This is a genomic window from Streptomyces sp. BV286 (genome assembly GCF_019090165.1).
GTDB lineage: Bacteria > Actinomycetota > Actinomycetes > Streptomycetales > Streptomycetaceae > Streptomyces.
The window spans coordinates 1-16692 of sequence record NZ_JAHRIB010000151.1 but is presented as its reverse complement, the minus strand read 5'-3'; the positions used below and the strand labels follow the sequence as shown (position 1 = coordinate 16692).

The window sequence follows — 16692 nt, the reverse complement described above, 5'->3', positions numbered from 1 at the left end:
CCCCCACCCCGGTCACGCCCAGTCGCTGCCGTACGAACCCACTCACGTGCCCTCCCCCCAGGCCTCGTACCCGTCGCTCCCGGCTCCTTCGCCCCCTCCGCATCCGCATCTGGAACTCCACCCGCAGCCTCAGGCGCAGCCACGCGAAGTCGCCCCTACTGCTTCATACACCGCTCGGGACATTCGGGTTCCCGCTCAGTCGCAGCCGGTCGCGCGGCACCGCGCCAAGCGGGCACGACGACGGCCCGGGCCACCCATGACGGTGGCCCTTCCGGTGCTCCTGCTCGCGCTGGTCTGCTTCGCGGTCGGCTTCTGGGCACTGGCCCGGATCTGAACCGGCTCCCGACCGGCAGGTCGGTAGGTCGGTCGGCAGGTGGGTGGATCAGCGGGGCGCCGGGTCGGCGGGCTACCGGCCCCGCGGCCGTCCGTACGTCCGCGCAGCCACACCGCCGCCACCCCGCGCCGCTCCCTCGGCCGCCCGCCTCCGGGCGATCACCGTCCACATCCCGAGCCCCAGGACCAGGACGCACCCCGCGCCGATCCCGCCCGCGGCCACCGCCTTCATCGCGGCGTTCCCGGCCGGACCGCCGTCCTGCCCGGTCGCCGCGCTGCCGCTCGCCGCGGCGTCCCGGTCCCCCGCCGTGACCTCGAACACGTCACGCGGCGCGGTGCCACCGCCGTACACGGGCGGCGCCTCGGCCGTACCGCTCACCCGCACGCGCAGCGTCAGCTCGAACGGCCCGTCGCCGAACTTGCCGGCCATCCCCGCACCGAGATGAACGGCGAGGTAGTACCAGCCGGCGAACCGCATCCCGCCCACCTGGTCGTCGACGGCGTACCGGTTCTCGTACGCGACCGGCGGCAGCGGTTCCAGCGCGGTCGCCTTCCTCGTGCCGTCGTATCCGGTGTCGGCGTCGTCCACCAATGCGCGCGCGGGGTTGTGGAGCGACATGACGAGGGCGTTCCCCAGGAAGCCGTCGCCGTCCGCCGGTCCCAGTTCAGCGGTGGCGCCGAACTGTTGCCCCCAGTCGACGGGAACGCGGTAGAAGAGCGTCTGTCCGGCCCGGATCCGGTCCTTCCAGACGCCCTGTTCCAATGAACGCGCCTCGTTGAAGCTCGATCCGCCCTCGCGGGTCCTGGCCTCGCCGTCGAGGGCTTCAGGGGAGGCGGAGTCCCACACCTGGGGGGCGGTCGTCCGGGCGGCCTTTTCGAGCGCGGGCTCCGACACGTACTGGAGCTCCAGCTCCCAGTCGTCCGGCGAGGATCCGGCGCGGCTCGTGCGCTCGACGAGCACCGAGTACGTACCGGCGCTCTTGCAGGAGTACGTGCCGGGGCCGGCCCGGCGCGACGCCCAGGCCGTGAGCGGGCGTGGGCTCTCTGTGGGTCCGAAACGGGCGGCGCCGGCGTCCCCGGAGAAACACTTGTGACCGTCGGGATCCTGCAGGGAGACCTTGATGCCGTCGGAGTACACGACCTTCGTGCCCCGCTTGGGGACGGCGGTCGCCGACACGTACGCGCTGGACGTCCTGTCGAGCCGCAGCCCGTAGTAGAGCTTGCCCTTGTCCCGCAGGGTGCTCCGGTAGATCGCACCGGGCTTCAGACGGACGGCGTCAGCAGTCGTCGCGGCGCCCTCGACCCGCACGGCATCGGCGGCGAAGCGGTACGGAGGGGGAGTGCCGGCCGCTGCCGCCCGGTCCGCCGGTGCCACGACCGAGAGCAGCGCCGCCGCTCCGGCCAGGACCGTACGGCCGCGCCACCATCCCGTGCGCCGCCCCATCACGCGCCCCCTCGCCGTAACCCCGGACCCTCACCCGTCGGGCGCCGCGGGCCGGCGCCGTTCCGACGCTGTTCTCGAACGCCCGCGAAGCCTCGACCATCCTGCCTCCCGGACCGCCGCGGCACTCCCTCTTCGGTGACACAAGCGCTTCCTGTGACGTTCCGCGCGCTCCTGGCAGGGATGAAGCCCCGGAGCAACACAAAACCCCGACCGCAAGGCGGCCGGGGTCTGTACTGAGACTGTCGTCGATGCTCACGAACCCGTGGGCACGGAGTCGGTCGCCTCCGTCCACAGATCCTGCTCGGCGCGATCCGCCTGGATCTGGCGGTACACGAGGAGCCCGCCGATGGCGGCCAGTGCGACCAGGAGAAGCTTCTTCACCGCGAGACCTCGTCTTTCCTTGGTGTTGGGGCGTTCTGGCGCCCGACTATACACACCGGCCGATACCGATCGGTGACCTGCGCCAGCAGCCAACTCCCGCCCGGCACACAGCAGTACAACCGGACGGCGCGGCTCCCGTCACGGCTCGACGAGTACCCGCACGCCTCGAATTTCACCTTCTTCTTCCGCCTTCCTTCTCTCCTGGGCCCATCCGGGTGGTGTTCATCTGAAGATCGACGCGCCACGGGTGCAGATCCACCACTTCGCGACCTCCTTACACATCATGAGGAAAGTACGCAAATCACCCAACCCGAAAGTGAGGGGACATGACCAAGAACAGGGTCATGAGGCTGTGGACCGCGGTCATCACCGCGTTCATCACGCTGTGCACGTCGCTCGGACTCATCACGACGACCGCTGTCGCCGCCGTACCCGAGACGGAGACGGCACGCAACACCGGCGCTCCGCAGAACGCGACGGAGCTGGAAGGGCCCATCCGGGTCCACCCGCAGACACGCTCCCTGCCACCGACGATGAAGCAGCGCATCCACGCCGAGGCGCACGGCTCCTCACCGTCCTGCCGACACCGCCCGCCGGCGGACGCCATGGCCACGGACACCGCGGTCCCGCAGGACAGGGCATCGGTTTCGGCCCACAGCACGAGGACCGACGCGGCGACAGCCGTCGGCGGCGCGACGAGCAGCACGTCGGAGTCGGCCGGAGCCACGGACCCCGGTACGACGGGCTCCCTTGCGGGTGACTCCGGCTCGAGGCGCACCCCTCCGGTCCCGACCGGCCCTTCCGGCGCCACCCGCACCACGGTCGGCGTCATCAGCACCGGTGTCACCGCCCCGGAGCCGGCCACAGGGCTCGCGAACGGGCCCCTCACCCGCGCACCAGAGGTCACTTGCGCGTCCACCACACCCGCCTCGGATGCGCACGCCGTCGATGCCGCACCCGTCACGGGTACCGCGCGCACCGCTGCTGTCCTGTTCCCCTCGCAGTCCTCCGCTCCGGCGCGGCTTTCGGCCCCCGCCTCGGTGTCAGCCCCTGCTTCGGCTGCGGTACCGGCCACTGTCGGCACGGCGGCTCCGTGACACTCCGGAAACCGCGACGGCCGCACTCCGGTCAGACGGGTCCGCAGGAGACGTCAGCGGCGACCAGGGGTGTCACCTCACCCGGTAACTCCACCAGCGCGCCGCAGAAGCAGACGAATCGATCGTCCGAGGTGGCCGGCGCACCGAGGTCGACCGTCAGGATCGCCTCGACCTCACGAAGCAGTTCACCGGTGGCCGCGCCGCGCGCCACCAGGATGCTCATCTCGTCAGGGTCCCAGATGGCGACCTTCGGAAGGTCGTCCGCCACAGAAATCACGATGCACACAGGAATCTCCCCAGGGATGCATGAGGGCATGCAGAAACCCCGCTCCGGGAGGCCAGCGGCACACCGATCGTACCCGCGTGTGTTCGTTGAGTGAAAGTTGTTGGGATATACCAATGAGGATTGCCAGTCCGAAAAACGCCCCTCCGTACCGAGGGCGAGAAGCACAGGCCCCTACGGCCCTCAAGGCCGGCGGGAACACCGTCAGGTGGTGCGACTGAGCTGGAGCATCGCTTCGGCGTTCTTGACCAGAGCACGCTGCCTCGATTCGGGCAACTGCCGGTAGAGCTTGAGCAGCTGAGCCTCGCGCTCGTCCCCACTGGGCCCGGGCACCGGACGGCCCACGGAGGCGAAGAACTCACGCGGCGTGGTCCTCACACCCCAGCGGCGGAACACCTCGACCATCGCCCGCAGCCGTTCCGGGTCGATGCGGGAGGTCCCGCGCGTCCGGTTCATCCAGGCGTTCAGTGTCGGATAGGAGATACCGGCTTCCGCAGCCAGGTCCTTCTGGGTCCTGCCCTGCGACTCGCCCAGGAGGCGCTCCAGCAGCGCGGGCAGGTCCTCGCCCTCGACGGCGAAGTCCTCACCGAAGTCCGGCTCACCCACGTCGGGCCCACCAAGCGGCTGAAAGTTCCTGGTCACGCGATCAAGCATCGTCCATGGGCATCTACATGTGCAAGTAGATCGCAGATCGCTGAACGGTATTTCCACGAATCGGAGGCATACCTCCGCATGGAAGTGCTACCGCACGCCCGCCGTCACCCCCGAAGCTCCCTTGACATGGCCACTTGACCAATCTACATCTACATGCATACTGTAGATGCAATCCATCGCCCGCCACGCACCGCACACCCCCCAACCCACTTCCATGCCGCTCCCCGTCCAAGAAATCTACATCTACATGAAGATAGCGTATTGCGCCCGAAGGGCGCCCCGTGCGACGCGGGGGCCCAGGGCCGAGAACCAAGCTGCTGGGGCTCGGGCCCCGGCAGTCCACGGCCCTGGCCACCGCCCGAAACCCACAAGAAATCGCGCAGAAGGAGCACTCCGCCCGTGTCCGCACAGATCAGACGAGAGACAGGCTCGCGTCGGCAGACGACCGACCACGACACGGTCGACCGGGCCCGGGCCGGCGACCGAGAAGCGTTCGCGGCCCTCTACGTCGATCACCAGCACTTCGTGTATCGGTACCTCCTCTTCCGCACCCGGAACCGGCACCAGGCCGAGGACCTCACCCAGGAGGTCTTCGTCAGGGCGCTGCGCCACATCGCCGGCTTCACCTGGCAGGGCACGGGGTTCACGGCATGGCTGCTCGCCATCGCCAAGAACCTGCACCTGGACGAGGTGAAGACCAAGCGCTCCCGGGTGGAAACCCTCGTCTCCGAAGTGCGGGACAGCGACGCGCACGACCGCAGCGCCGAGTTCGCCGCGCTGCGTGCGATGGAGGCGGTCGAGACCCACGAAGCCGTGCGGAGCGCCCTGTACACGCTGAACGCCCATCAACGGCAGTGCATGGAACTGCGGTTCATCGGCGAGATGTCGCCCGAGGAGACGGCCTTCGCCATGGGGCGGACCGTCGGTGCGGTCAAGTCGCTCACGTTCCGGGCGATGCAGAAACTACGTACGGCGTCGGAGAGAGAGTCCGCGGCATGAACAGGAACCTGCCCCACGCCGAACGCGTGATCCGTACAGCTCTCGCGGTGAGCACCTCCAACCAGGCCAGGGCCGTCGCCCACGCCCTCGACGTGGCACACCTGCTGGTGGATGCGGAGCGGACGTTCGGGTTCGTCCTGCATCGCACACCGGGTGGCGGCTGGGCCCGTGTCCCCGGACAGCTGACGGAACTGGAGCAGCAGGCGTTCGCCTGGGACCACGCGTGCGCGCGGGCGGGACTGCTCGCGGCCGCTGTCGAACAACACATCGGCGGTCATCCGGACTTCCTCGGCGTCCGGGCCGACGGCGACCGTGTACGCGTCGAGCTCCACGTCACCGACCAGGCGCAGTGGCGGCGGTGGCGCACGCACTTCGGTATCAGGCACGACGCCGAGGAGATCCTGCCGCACGCGGTCTTCGGCGAGAGTCACCACGCCGGCGTGCGGGTCTCGGTGCTCGCGCGCGGAAGGCGGCAGACGCCTCGGCCCCCTGTCACCGCCGCTCCCGTCGAGTCCGCCGGCCCGTCCACGGTTCCGGCCGCGCCCTCCGCCGCTCCCGCGAGCACTGGTCAGGAAGCGGCTTCGCCTCCTGCTACCGGCGCCTCGGCCGGCTCCGGCCCGCAGAGGTACGAGTTCGAGGGAATCACCTATGACCTGTCGCTGCCGCAGCGGGACGTGCAGGGGGCCGTCTGGTACTTCCACGGCTGCCGCACACCGGACGGCATGCCGCTGCTGACACTGGACGGACGTGCCGAGCGGTGCACCCTCGCCAACGTGACAGCGCTGCTGGGGCCCCTGACAGCGCTGGAGCCAGAGGCGGGCCCCACCGCTCAGGCGGGTGGCGCCGAGGCAGCCCGACCGGACACTTTCATGACCCGGCCGACGCGACCGGCCACCTTCATGGCCCGGCTGATGGAACCGGACACCTCGCTTCCCACCTCCTCACCCGGCCCTGCCTTGCCCTTACTTCCCTCCAACTCCACAAGCCCCACGAGCCCCTTGAGCTCTTCGATCCCCACGTCCTCGGACGCTTCCGCACCGCCCGTGGTGCGTCGGCCCCGGGTCGTCCGGCTCGGCGCGGCCCGGCTCACCGTCCTCGCGACACCCGTCGCCGTACTTCCAGCTGCTGCCGGACCGCCCGCGGAGGCTGCTCTCAGGGTCGTCCGGGCGGACCCCGCCGATCCGGCCGACGCGACGAGTCCGCCCGAACCGCCCGCTCCCGACGAGCCCTCGCCTCCGTCGGCTGCGGCTTCCGCATCCGCATCCGCATCCGCATCCGCATCCGGGAAACCGTCCCTGCGCGCTCTGCGGCCGCCGCCCGCCCTCGCGTCCGCGACCGCCCTGACGTCCGTGCCGGGCACCGGCCCGAACGTCCCGAGTGTCCGACGCCACGGTCTCGTACGCACCGGTCCAGCCACGCGGGAGGCCACGGAGCGGGCCGATCGGAGCGAGAAGTGAACGGATCCGGAACGGGAGGAACAGGCAATGGCGGCGGCCGGAGCAGGGAATGGGAGTCAAACGCCCTGTGCCGGAACGAGGACCCCGAACTGTGGTTCTCCGACAGAAGCCGCGCCATCGCCCGGGCTCTGTGTCACTCGTGCCAGGTTCTCGTGGAGTGCCGAGCTGCGGTGCTGCGCAGGGAGAACGGCCTGCCCGAGTGTGACCGGGGTGGAATCGTCGCCGGACTGACCGGCCCTCAGCGCCACGCACTGGACAAGCGGCTCGAACGGCCTCCCCCGCCCCCGCCCGAGCCGCGCCGTCCCCCCGTCGAGCCCGCGTTCTGCGGTACGCGGTCGGCGTACCAGCGGCACTTGCGTAGAGGGGAGCCCGTGGACGACGCCTGCCGGGCCGCCAATGCCCGCAGCGCCAGCCACTACCGACGAACAGGCACCACGTTCTTCCGCCCGGCCTGACGGACACCAGGTACTTCCGTCGGCCCGACGGCCGCCCGACTGCGTCCGTGGCCCGGCGGCTCACGGAAGACACGTCTGTCACCGGTCCACGTCCCCGACTCACGTCGGCCCTCCACGGCCGACGGCCGGCAGGACGCACCCGCACACCCGTCCGGTGCCCTCCCGTCCCGGACCCACTTCGCCCTCGGAGTACGCCATGTCCGCTTCCCCGCCCCCTCCCAGCCTGCGGCCCACGGCCCCGGTACCCCCACTCCCGGCCCCGGTACCGACCGCCGCGGCGACTCCCGCGCCGACCACCCCACCGCCTGCGACGACGGTCGCCGGCCCGGCCCTCCCTGCCGCGCCCCAGCCCCGTCGAAGGCGTTTCGGCCGACGCGGCTCACCTGGCCGTCTCCGAACCCTCCTCCGGAGCTCCCCCTCCCCCGTCCCCTCCGGATCGCCCGAGCCCTCCAGTGCTGCCCCGTCCCTGGACTCCGTACCAGCGCCCCCGCCGGCCCCCGCCGTCCCCGCGGCCTCCGAAGCGACGGACCGGCTGGTCGACCGCCTTCACCGCCTCGGGAACGAGTTGCGCACCACCAAGGCGCAGGCTGCCCGTTGGCAGCGGCACGCCGACGCGTACGCGCGAGAGCGCGAAGGCATGGCGCGCGAGCGGGCGTACCTCCTCGCCTGGCTGGCCGCGCTGCACCCGTCGACAGCCGTCGTGTCGGCCCCGGCACCCGACGGCACTGCGGACGGCCCGCACCTCCTGAGTCTCACGGCCGGAGGCAGGCCCCTGTCCTGGGCTCTGGCGTCGGGCGAGATCTCCCTCTTCCAGCACGTGCGCCGGGCGGGGATCACCGGCACGCGCGCGGGGAGGGACACCCGGGAGACCGAGGCGCAGTACGCCCACATCCACCGCCACACCCGCATGCTGGCACTGGAGCACGATGTGGCCCGAGTCGTCACCGAGCTGCACCACGGCGACTGATCGGGAACGGGCCCGCCCCCGAACTCCGGCCGACAAGCTCGGGAGGCACGTCGACCGGACTGTGAGCGCCCCCCTGCGCATCGACAGCAGGGGGGCGCTGCGCGTCTCCTCGCCGGACAGGAACCGCGTACGCGAAAGACCCCCGGTCGTTCCCGACCGGGGGTCCTCTTGACGTGGGGCTAACAGGATTTGAACCTGTGGCCTCATCCTTATCAGGGATGCGCTCTAACCAACTGAGCTATAGCCCCGCCGCGCTCTGCGGTGTATGTCCCGCGCGCTGACCTCTGAAGATTAGCGCACGACGGGGTCAGTCCCAAAATCGGTATCCGCGCCCCGTTCCGGCCTGCCCCGACAGCGCGAGAGCGCACCCCGGACAGGGATGCGCTCTCGCCGTGAAGCGGTGGTGACAACGTTTACTCGTCCTCGGCGAGCGTCAGCTCGACACCGCCGACGAAGCCCGCGGAGAGGTTGTAGATGAACGCGCCGAGCGTGGCGAGCGCGGTGGCGAGGACGACGTCGATGACAGCGATGATCGACGTGAAGATGAGCACGCGCGGCAGCGACAGGAACGACTGCAGATCGAAACCGTTGGACTCGTTCGAGCCGGTGGCCTCGGAGATCGTGCCGCCCACCGTGGAGAAGACACCCATGGCGTCCATGACCATCCACAGCACCGCGGCCGCGACGATCGTGCAGATGCCGAGCGCGATGGAGAGCAGGAAGCTGACCTTCATCACCGACCACGGGTCGGCCTTGGACACCCGCAGACGCGCCTTGCGCGTGCGGGGCGTCGTACGGGCCCCGGTGCGCGGCATGCGGACGGCGGGGCCTGCGGCGGGTGCCGCCTGCGCCGAGTACGCCTGCGGCGGGTGGTAGGGCTGGGCGGCCTGCTGCGGCTGCCGCTCCCCCGGCAGGGGCGAGGCCGGAGCCGGGGGCCCCGCCGCGCCCGAAGGTGCCCCCGGGCCCGGAGGCGCCGACGAGGCTGGGGCCGCACCGGCCGCGTACTGCGGCGTCTGTGGGCCTCGGGTGTCCGTCACAGTTCCCCCCTGGGATCCATGAGAGTCATGGGAGTCAGTCGCCTCCGTGGCGGGGCCACGGCCGCCGTCCGTATCCGTGTCGGTCGAACCGGCGCCCGTGGCTCCGCTCACGATGACTCACTCCTCGCGCTACTCGTCCGAGGACCGATCGCCCTCGTCCGTGCCGGCGACCGTCTCGACCTCGTCCGAGTCGTCGACCACCCCGTCGACTTCCTCGGCCTCGCGACCGGCCTCGGCGTTACGTGCGATGCCGACGACGGCATCGCGCTTGCCCAGGTTGATCAGTTGGACGCCCATGGTGTCACGGCCCGTCTCCCTGACCTCGTTGACTCGCGTACGAATCACACCGCCGGACAGCGTGATGGCGAGGATCTCATCGGTCCCCTCGACCACCAGCGCGCCGACGAGAGAACCGCGGTCCTCGACGATCTTGGCGGCCTTGATACCCAGGCCACCGCGACCCTGGACGCGGTACTCGTCGACGGCGGTCCGCTTCGCGTACCCACCGTCTGTGGCAGTGAACACGAACGTACCGGGTCGAACAACATTCATCGAGAGCAGCTGGTCTCCCTCACGGAAGCTCATGCCCTTGACGCCCGAGGTCGCACGGCCCATGGGACGCAGTGCGTCATCCGTCGCCGTGAACCTGATCGATTGTGCCTTTTTGCTGATCAGAAGCAGATCGTCCTCTGCCGAAACCAGTTCGGCTCCGATCAGTTCGTCATCGGAACCGTCCTCCGTTTCGCGGAGATTGATCGCGATCACGCCGCCAGAACGCGGTGAATCGTAATCCTTCAAGGGCGTCTTCTTCACAAGACCGCCCTTGGTGGCGAGCACCAGGTAGGGCACCGCGTCGTAGTCGCGGATCGCGAGGATCTCGGCGATCGCCTCGTCCGGCTGGAAGGCCAGGAGGTTGGCGACGTGCTGTCCACGCGCGTCACGCCCGGCGTCGGGCAGCTCGTACGCCTTCGCCCGGTAGACGCGGCCCTTGTTGGTGAAGAACAGCAGCCAGTGGTGCGTCGTCGACACGAAGAAGTGGTCGACGATGTCGTCTTCCTTGAGCTTCGTGCCGCGTACGCCCTTGCCGCCGCGCTTCTGCGAGCGGTAGTCCTCGGTCTTGGTCCGCTTGATGTAGCCGCCGCGCGAGATGGTGACGACGATGTCCTCTTCGGCAATCAGGTCCTCCATGGACATGTCGCCGTCGAAGGGGACCAGCTTGGAGCGGCGGTCGTCACCGAACTTCTCGACGATCGCGGCCAGTTCCTCGCTGATGATGCCGCGCTGACGCACGGGCGAGGCCAGGATCTCGTTGTACTGGCGGATCTTCGCCTGGAGTTCGTCGTGCTCGGAGACGATCTTCTGGCGCTCCAGAGCGGCGAGGCGGCGCAACTGCATCTCAAGGATGGCGTTGGCCTGGATCTCGTCGATCTCCAGGAGGCCCATGAGGCCCTCTCGCGCGATCTCCACGGTGTCACTGCGCCGGATCAGCGCGATGACGTCGTCGATGGCGTCCAGGGCCTTCAGGAGGCCACGCAGGATGTGCGCACGCTCCTCGGCCTTGCGCAGCCTGAAGCGCGTACGGCGGACGATGACCTCGACCTGGTGCGCCACCCAGTGACGGATGAACGCGTCGAGCGACAGCGTGCGCGGCACTCCGTCGACCAGCGCCAGCATGTTCGCGCCGAAGTTCGTCTGCAGGTCGGTGTGCTTGTAGAGGTTGTTCAGGACGACCTTGGCGACCGCGTCCCGCTTCAGGACGATGACCAGGCGCTGGCCGGTACGGGACGACGTCTCGTCGCGGACGTCCGCGATACCGCCGACCTTGCCGTCCTTCACCAGATCAGCGATCTTCTGCGCGAGGTTGTCGGGGTTGACCTGGTAGGGGAGCTCGGTGACCACCAGGCACTGGCGGTTCTGGATCTCCTCGACGTCGACGACCGCGCGCATCGTGATGGAGCCACGGCCCGTGCGGTACGCCTCCTCGATGCCCTTACGGCCCACCACGAGGGCACCGCTCGGGAAATCGGGGCCCTTGATGCGCTCGATCAGGGCGTCCAGAAGCTCCTCGTGCGTGGCTTCCGGGTTCTCCAGGTACCACTGGGCGCCGGAGGCGACCTCGCGCAGGTTGTGCGGCGGGATGTTGGTCGCCATGCCGACCGCGATGCCCGCCGAGCCGTTGATCAGCAGGTTCGGGAAGCGCGCCGGCAGAACCGTCGGCTCCTGGTTGCGGCCGTCGTAGTTGTCCGTGAAGTCGACGGTCTCCTCGTCGATGTCACGGACCATCTCCATGGACAGCGGCTTCAGCTTGCACTCGGTGTACCGCATGGCGGCGGCCGGGTCGTTGCCCGGAGAACCGAAGTTGCCGTTGGAGTCCACCAGCGGCATCCGCATCGACCACGGCTGCGCGAGACGGACCAGCGCGTCGTAGATCGACGAGTCGCCGTGCGGGTGGTAGGTGCCCATGACGTCGCCGACGACGCGGGCGCACTTGTAGAAGCCCTTCTCGGGCCGGTAGCCGCCGTCGTACATGGCGTACAGGACGCGGCGGTGGACGGGCTTGAGGCCGTCCCGTACGTCGGGCAGCGCACGCGACACGATGACGGACATCGCGTAGTCGAGGTACGAGCGCTGCATCTCGGTCTCGAGCCCGACGGGCTCGACACGCAGGGAGAAGGCGCTGTCCTCTTCAGGGGTGATCGGAGTGTTCTCGTCGGTCATTGCTGGTGCAGATCCTTTCTGACGCGGTCAGCTGAGACCGACTCAGATGTCGAGGAAGCGGACGTCCTTGGCGTTGCGCTGGATGAACGCGCGGCGCGCCTCGACGTCCTCGCCCATGAGGACCGAGAAGAGGTCGTCGGCCTGGGCGGCGTCGTCGAGCGTGACCTGGCCGAGGACGCGGTGCTCCTGGTCCATGGTCGTGATGCGCAGCTCCTCGGCGTTCATCTCGCCGAGACCCTTGAAGCGCTGGATCGAGTCCTCCCTGACGCGCTTGCCGTTCTGCCGGCCCAGCTCGATCAGGGCGTCGCGCTCGCGGTCCGAGTACGCGTACTCGAAGTCGTCGCGGCCCCACTTGATCTTGTAGAGCGGCGGACGGGACAGGAACACGTGCCCGGCCTCGACCAGCGGCCGCATGAAGCGGAACAGGAAGGTCAGCAGCAGGGTGTTGATGTGCTGGCCGTCGACGTCGGCGTCCGCCATCAGGATGATCTTGTGATAGCGCAGCTTCTCGATGTCGAAGTCCTCGTGGACCCCGGTGCCGAAGGCCGAGATCAGCGCCTGGATCTCCTGGTTCTGCAGGATCTTGTCGATCCGCGCCTTCTCGACGTTCAGGATCTTGCCGCGGATCGGGAGGATCGCCTGGTACTGCGGGTTGCGGCCGGACTTGGCCGAACCGCCGGCGGAGTCACCCTCGACGATGAAGATCTCGCACTTGGTCGGGTCGTTCGACTGGCAGTCACTCAGCTTGCCCGGCAGCGACGCCGTCTCCAGAAGCCCCTTGCGGCGCGTCAGGTCGCGGGCCTTGCGGGCCGCCACGCGCGCGGTGGCCGCCTGGATGGACTTGCGGATGATGTCCGCGGCCTCGTTCGGGTTGCGGTCCAGCCAGTCGCTGATGTGCTCGTGGACGACCTTCTGGACGAAGGTCTTCGCCTCGGTGTTGCCCAGCTTGGTCTTGGTCTGGCCCTCGAACTGCGGCTCGCCCAGCTTGATCGAGATGATCGCCGTCAGACCCTCGCGGATGTCGTCACCCGTGAGGTTGTCGTCCTTCTCGCGGAGCAGCTTCTTGTCGCGCGCGTACCGGTTGATGAGCCCGGTGAGCGCCGCACGGAAGCCCTCCTCGTGCGTACCGCCCTCGTGGGTGTGGATGGTGTTGGCGAAGGAGTACACGCCCTCGCTGTAGCCGCCGTTCCACTGCATCGCGACCTCGAGGGAGAGCATGCGCTCCTTGTCCTCGGCCTCGATGTCGATCACGGTGGGGTGGACGACCTCGCCCTTGCGGGAGTTGAGGTACGTCACGAAGTCGACGATGCCGCCCTCGTAGTGGTAGGTGACGGTCCTGACCTCTACGGGCTCGTCAGCACCGGCCTCGTCGGCACCGACCGTCGCCTTCGCCGAATCGCGCTCATCAGTGAGTTTGATCGTCAAACCCTTGTTGAGGAACGCCATCTCCTGGAAGCGCCGCGAGAGCGTCTCGAAGGAGTAGTCCGTGGTCTCGAAGATGTCCCCGTCGGCCCAGAAGGTGACCGACGTGCCGGTCTCCTCCGTGGTCTCGTGCTGGGCCAGCGGGGCCGTCGGGACGCCGAGCTTGTAGTCCTGCGTCCAGCGGCGGCCCTCGGTCCTGATCTCCACGGCCACCTTGGTGGACAGCGCGTTCACGACGGAGACACCCACTCCGTGCAGACCGCCGGAGACCGCGTAGCCGCCGCCGCCGAACTTGCCGCCCGCGTGCAGCACGGTCAGTACGACCTCGACGGCGGGCTTGCCCTCGGAGGGGACGATGCCCACCGGGATGCCGCGGCCGTTGTCGACGACGCGAACGCCGCCGTCGGGGAGGATCGTCACGTCGATCGTGTCCGCGTGGCCGGCCAGCGCCTCGTCGACGGAGTTGTCCACCACCTCGTACACAAGGTGGTGCAGTCCGCGCTCACCGGTCGAGCCGATGTACATGCCGGGTCGCTTGCGGACCGCGTCCAGACCCTCGAGGACGGTGATGGCGCTGGCATCGTACGAGGCTGTGACCTCGCCGTTCGAGGTCTGAAGCTCGATTTTCGCGCCCGCGTCGGTGGACGGGATGTTCTCGTTGGGGTTGCCGGAATCGGCCACGAAGCGCCCTTTCTGGCACAGCACAAGCCGAACTCCCGGCGGGTGGCCGGAGCGGCTGCGGCGTGTTGCGTTGGTAAGCCTTTGTCAGCGTTGCTCGGTGTGTCCCACAAGTGGGGCGGTATTAGCTTCCAGTCTACCGGTAGCGCCGACAGTGATGGGGGTTTGCCGGTACCTGAGTCCGCATGTGCCGCCCTGAACCGGTCTCCGCCGACTCCCCATATGTGGCCCAGGGCCCAAAGAGGCGCAGAGCGGCACTCAGCGCTTCGGGGTGTCAACCCCCCGCTACGGACGGCATACCGTCCGGTCTGGCTCACCCGTAGGTGTCGCCGGGACCTGTGCTGCCGGGGGCGCGCAAGGGGCCGAAGCGGTGGGCGGGACCCCCGGGGCCGAGCACCTTGATCAGCCTCACCGTGCCGTGCCCGAGGTCCTCGTTCAGGCGCGCGACCAGCTGCGGAGCCAGCAGCCGCAGGTTGGTCGCCCAGGCGGTCGAGTCGCACCGCACGACCAGTACGCGCTCGTCCTCGTCGTACCTCTCCGGCACGCAGTGCTTGGCCAGGTCGTCCCCGACGATCTGCGGCCAGCGGCCCATGACCCCGCCGACCGCGGCCGGTGTCTCCCAGCCGCGCTCGGTGATCAGCCGGTTGATGGCGGAGCCGAGCGCCATCGGGTCGCGCCCGTCGGCGTGTGCGCCGGAGCGCAGGCCTCCACGGCGCGCCTGCTTCTTCTCGCGTGCCGCGTCCCCACGCGCGCGTGCCTGCTCCTTGGCCGCCCGCAGCGCCACGCGCGCGAGGTCCACACCGGAGGGCTCGGGGGTGCCTTTCGGTTCAGATGTGTTCTCGCTCATACGCGCTCCACCGCGCCCTCGGACACGACGAACCGCGTCCCTGTCAGTACGCCCGGTACGTCGTCGTCGACCGCGGCCGTCACCAGCACCTGCTCGCCCGGTGCGACCAGCTCGGCGAGGCGCTCGCGGCGGCGGGTGTCCAGCTCGGCGAACACGTCGTCGAGGACCAGCACCGGCTCGTTGCCCTCGGCCCGCAGCAGGTCGTAGGAGGCCAGGCGCAGGGCCAGCGCGTACGACCAGGACTCGCCGTGGGAGGCGTATCCCTTCGCGGGCAGCTGGCCAAGTTTGAGCAGCAGTTCGTCCCTGTGGGGGCCCACGAGCGTGACGCCCCGCTCGATCTCCTGCTTGCGGGTCTCCGCCAGGGCCGCCATCAGCTCTTCGTACAGCTCCTCGCGCGCGTGACCGGTGATCCCGGGTGAGGAGGGCTTGTACTCGAGGGTCACCGGCCCGCCGCCCGGCGCGAGCTGCTCGTACGCCTTGTCGGCCAGCGGCTGGATCGTGGCGACGAGGTCGAGCCGCTGTGCGAGCAGCTCGGCGCCGACGCGGGCGAGGTGCTGGTCCCACACGTCGAGTGTGGACAGGTCCATCGTGCGGCCGCCGTGTCGGCGGGCGAGCGCAGCCGACTTCAGGAGCGTGTTGCGCTGCCTCAGGACACGGTCGTAGTCCGAGCGCACGCCCGCCATGCGCGGGGAGCGCGCGGTGATCAGCTCGTCGAGGAAGCGGCGGCGCTCCCCGGGGTCGCCCTTGACCAGCGCGAGGTCCTCGGGGGCGAACAGCACGGTCCGTACGATCCCGAGCACGTCACGAGGCCTGACCTGCGAGGACCTGTTGATGCGGGCACGGTTGGCCTTGCCGGGGTTCAGCTCAAGCTCGACGAGTTGCTGGCGTTCGCCCTGTTTCACGTTGGCCCGGATGATCGCGCGGTCGGCGCCCATCCGCACGAGAGGCGCGTCGGACGAGACGCGGTGACTGCCGAGTGTGGCCAGATAGCCGACCGCCTCGACGAGGTTGGTCTTGCCCTGGCCGTTGGGCCCCACGAACGCGGTGACGCCCGGGTCGAGCGGGACCTCGACCCGGGCGTACGAGCGGAAGTCGGCCAGCGACAGATGCGTGACGTGCATGGTCGTTCGCCGACCTCCCCCAGGGCTGTGGATCCGCGGAGCGGACCTGTGGATACTTCTTCTTCCCGGACTACTTCTTCTCGACCGCGTGGCCGCCGAACTGGTTGCGCAGGGCCGCGACCATCTTCATCTGTGGTGAGTCGTCCTGGCGGGACGCGAACCGTGCGAAGAGCGAGGCGGTGATCGCGGGCAGCGGCACGGCGTTGTCGATGGCCGCCTCGACCGTCCAGCGGCCTTCGCCGGAGTCCTGCGCGTACCCGCGCAGCTTCTCCAGGTGCTCGTCCTCGTCCAGGGCGTTGACCGCGAGGTCGAGCAGCCAGGAACGGATGACGGTGCCCTCCTGCCAGGAACGGAAGACCTCGCGCACGTCGGTGACGGAGTCGACGGCCTGCAGGAGCTCCCAGCCCTCGGCGTAGGCCTGCATCATCGCGTACTCGATGCCGTTGTGGACCATCTTGGAGAAGTGGCCGGCGCCCACCTTGCCCGCGTGGACGAAGCCCGCCTCGCCCTCCGGCTTGAGGGCGTCGAAGACGGGCTGGACGCGGGCGATGTGTTCGGCGTCGCCGCCGACCATCAGGGCGTAGCCGTTCTCCAGGCCCCACACACCGCCCGAGACGCCCGCGTCCACGAAGCCGATGCCCTTCGCCGCCAGTTCCCCGGCGTGCTTCTCGTCGTCCGTCCAGCGGGAGTTCCCGCCGTCCACGACCACGTCACCGGGCTGAAGGAGCTCGGCCAGCTCATCGATGGTGGACTGGGTCGCGGCACCCGCCGGAACCATCACCCACACCACCCGCGGCCC

Annotated in this window: 14 protein-coding genes, 1 tRNA gene and 2 pseudogenes; 6 read left to right on the top strand and 11 right to left on the bottom strand. The window is 69.4% G+C overall.

The genetic code is table 11. The annotated features are described in order from the left end of the window. Positions 1–334 (top strand): annotated as a pseudogene (locus KUF83_RS25875) (serine/threonine protein kinase); the annotation flags it as partial. A 72-nt stretch (positions 335–406) separates the two neighbouring features. Here KUF83_RS25875 and KUF83_RS25870 read toward each other — a convergent pair. Next, positions 407–1777, bottom strand: a complete 1371-nt coding sequence (locus KUF83_RS25870; RefSeq protein WP_217457335.1) for a hypothetical protein — start codon at positions 1775–1777, stop codon at positions 407–409. Positions 1778–2029: 252 nt separating this feature from the next. Next, positions 2030–2158 (bottom strand): DLW-39 family protein, encoded by a 129-nt coding sequence (locus KUF83_RS25865; protein WP_003999697.1) that lies wholly within the window; start codon positions 2156–2158, stop codon positions 2030–2032. A 326-nt stretch (positions 2159–2484) separates the two neighbouring features. On the opposite strand from KUF83_RS25865, the pseudogene KUF83_RS43035 reads away from it, so the two are divergent. Further along, a pseudogene (locus KUF83_RS43035) lies at positions 2485–2760 on the top strand (DUF6344 domain-containing protein); the annotation flags it as partial. Positions 2761–3286: 526 nt separating this feature from the next. On the opposite strand, the gene KUF83_RS25855 reads toward KUF83_RS43035, so the two are convergent. Further along, positions 3287–3523 carry a hypothetical protein gene (locus KUF83_RS25855; protein WP_308403131.1) on the bottom strand — a complete coding sequence of 79 codons (237 nt, stop codon included), beginning with the start codon at positions 3521–3523 and terminating at the stop codon, positions 3287–3289. A 219-nt stretch (positions 3524–3742) separates the two neighbouring features. Beyond that, the gene (locus KUF83_RS25850) at positions 3743–4180 is read right to left on the bottom strand and encodes a helix-turn-helix transcriptional regulator (protein WP_308403130.1); all 438 of its coding nucleotides are present in this window, start codon (positions 4178–4180) and stop codon (positions 3743–3745) included. Positions 4181–4591: 411 nt separating this feature from the next. On the opposite strand from KUF83_RS25850, the gene KUF83_RS25845 reads away from it, so the two are divergent. The 4 genes from KUF83_RS25845 (at position 4592) to KUF83_RS25830 (ending at position 8070) form a co-directional block, all read left to right on the top strand. Next, complete coding sequence (locus KUF83_RS25845; RefSeq protein ID WP_308403129.1) at positions 4592–5191, top strand: sigma-70 family RNA polymerase sigma factor; 600 nt, start codon at positions 4592–4594, stop codon at positions 5189–5191. Then, positions 5188–6648, top strand: a complete 1461-nt coding sequence (locus KUF83_RS25840) for a BN159_2729 family protein (protein ID WP_217457331.1) — start codon at positions 5188–5190, stop codon at positions 6646–6648. Before KUF83_RS25845 ends, KUF83_RS25840 begins: the two co-directional genes overlap by 4 nt. Then, complete coding sequence (locus tag KUF83_RS43030; RefSeq protein ID WP_217457330.1) at positions 6645–7103, top strand: WhiB family transcriptional regulator; 459 nt, start codon at positions 6645–6647, stop codon at positions 7101–7103. The genes KUF83_RS25840 and KUF83_RS43030 overlap by 4 nt, the downstream gene beginning before the upstream one ends. Positions 7104–7668: 565 nt before the next feature. Beyond that, positions 7669–8070, top strand: coding sequence for a hypothetical protein (locus KUF83_RS25830; protein ID WP_217457329.1), 402 nt, complete (start codon positions 7669–7671; stop codon positions 8068–8070). Between the two features lie 174 nt (positions 8071–8244). Here the strand turns inward: KUF83_RS25830 and KUF83_RS25825 are convergent. The 7 genes from KUF83_RS25825 to gnd form a co-directional block, all read right to left on the bottom strand. Continuing rightward, a tRNA-Ile gene (locus KUF83_RS25825) sits at positions 8245–8318 on the bottom strand. A 165-nt stretch (positions 8319–8483) separates the two neighbouring features. Further along, positions 8484–9218 (bottom strand): DUF3566 domain-containing protein, encoded by a 735-nt coding sequence (locus tag KUF83_RS25820; RefSeq protein WP_217457328.1) that lies wholly within the window; start codon positions 9216–9218, stop codon positions 8484–8486. 18 nt (positions 9219–9236) lie between these two features. After that, the gene (gyrA, locus tag KUF83_RS25815; RefSeq protein WP_217457327.1) at positions 9237–11825 is read right to left on the bottom strand and encodes a DNA gyrase subunit A; all 2589 of its coding nucleotides are present in this window, start codon (positions 11823–11825) and stop codon (positions 9237–9239) included. A 42-nt stretch (positions 11826–11867) separates the two neighbouring features. Further along, positions 11868–13928, bottom strand: a complete 2061-nt coding sequence (gene gyrB, locus KUF83_RS25810) for a DNA topoisomerase (ATP-hydrolyzing) subunit B (RefSeq protein ID WP_217457326.1) — start codon at positions 13926–13928, stop codon at positions 11868–11870. 310 nt (positions 13929–14238) lie between these two features. Then, positions 14239–14772, bottom strand: coding sequence for a DUF721 domain-containing protein (locus tag KUF83_RS25805; RefSeq protein ID WP_217457325.1), 534 nt, complete (start codon positions 14770–14772; stop codon positions 14239–14241). Then, positions 14769–15893, bottom strand: coding sequence for a DNA replication/repair protein RecF (recF, locus tag KUF83_RS25800; RefSeq protein WP_217457324.1), 1125 nt, complete (start codon positions 15891–15893; stop codon positions 14769–14771). The genes KUF83_RS25805 and recF overlap by 4 nt, the downstream gene beginning before the upstream one ends. 70 nt (positions 15894–15963) lie before the next feature. After that, positions 15964–16692 (bottom strand): phosphogluconate dehydrogenase (NAD(+)-dependent, decarboxylating) (gene gnd / locus KUF83_RS25795; RefSeq protein ID WP_217457323.1); only part of this gene is annotated, 729 nt, incomplete at its 5' end.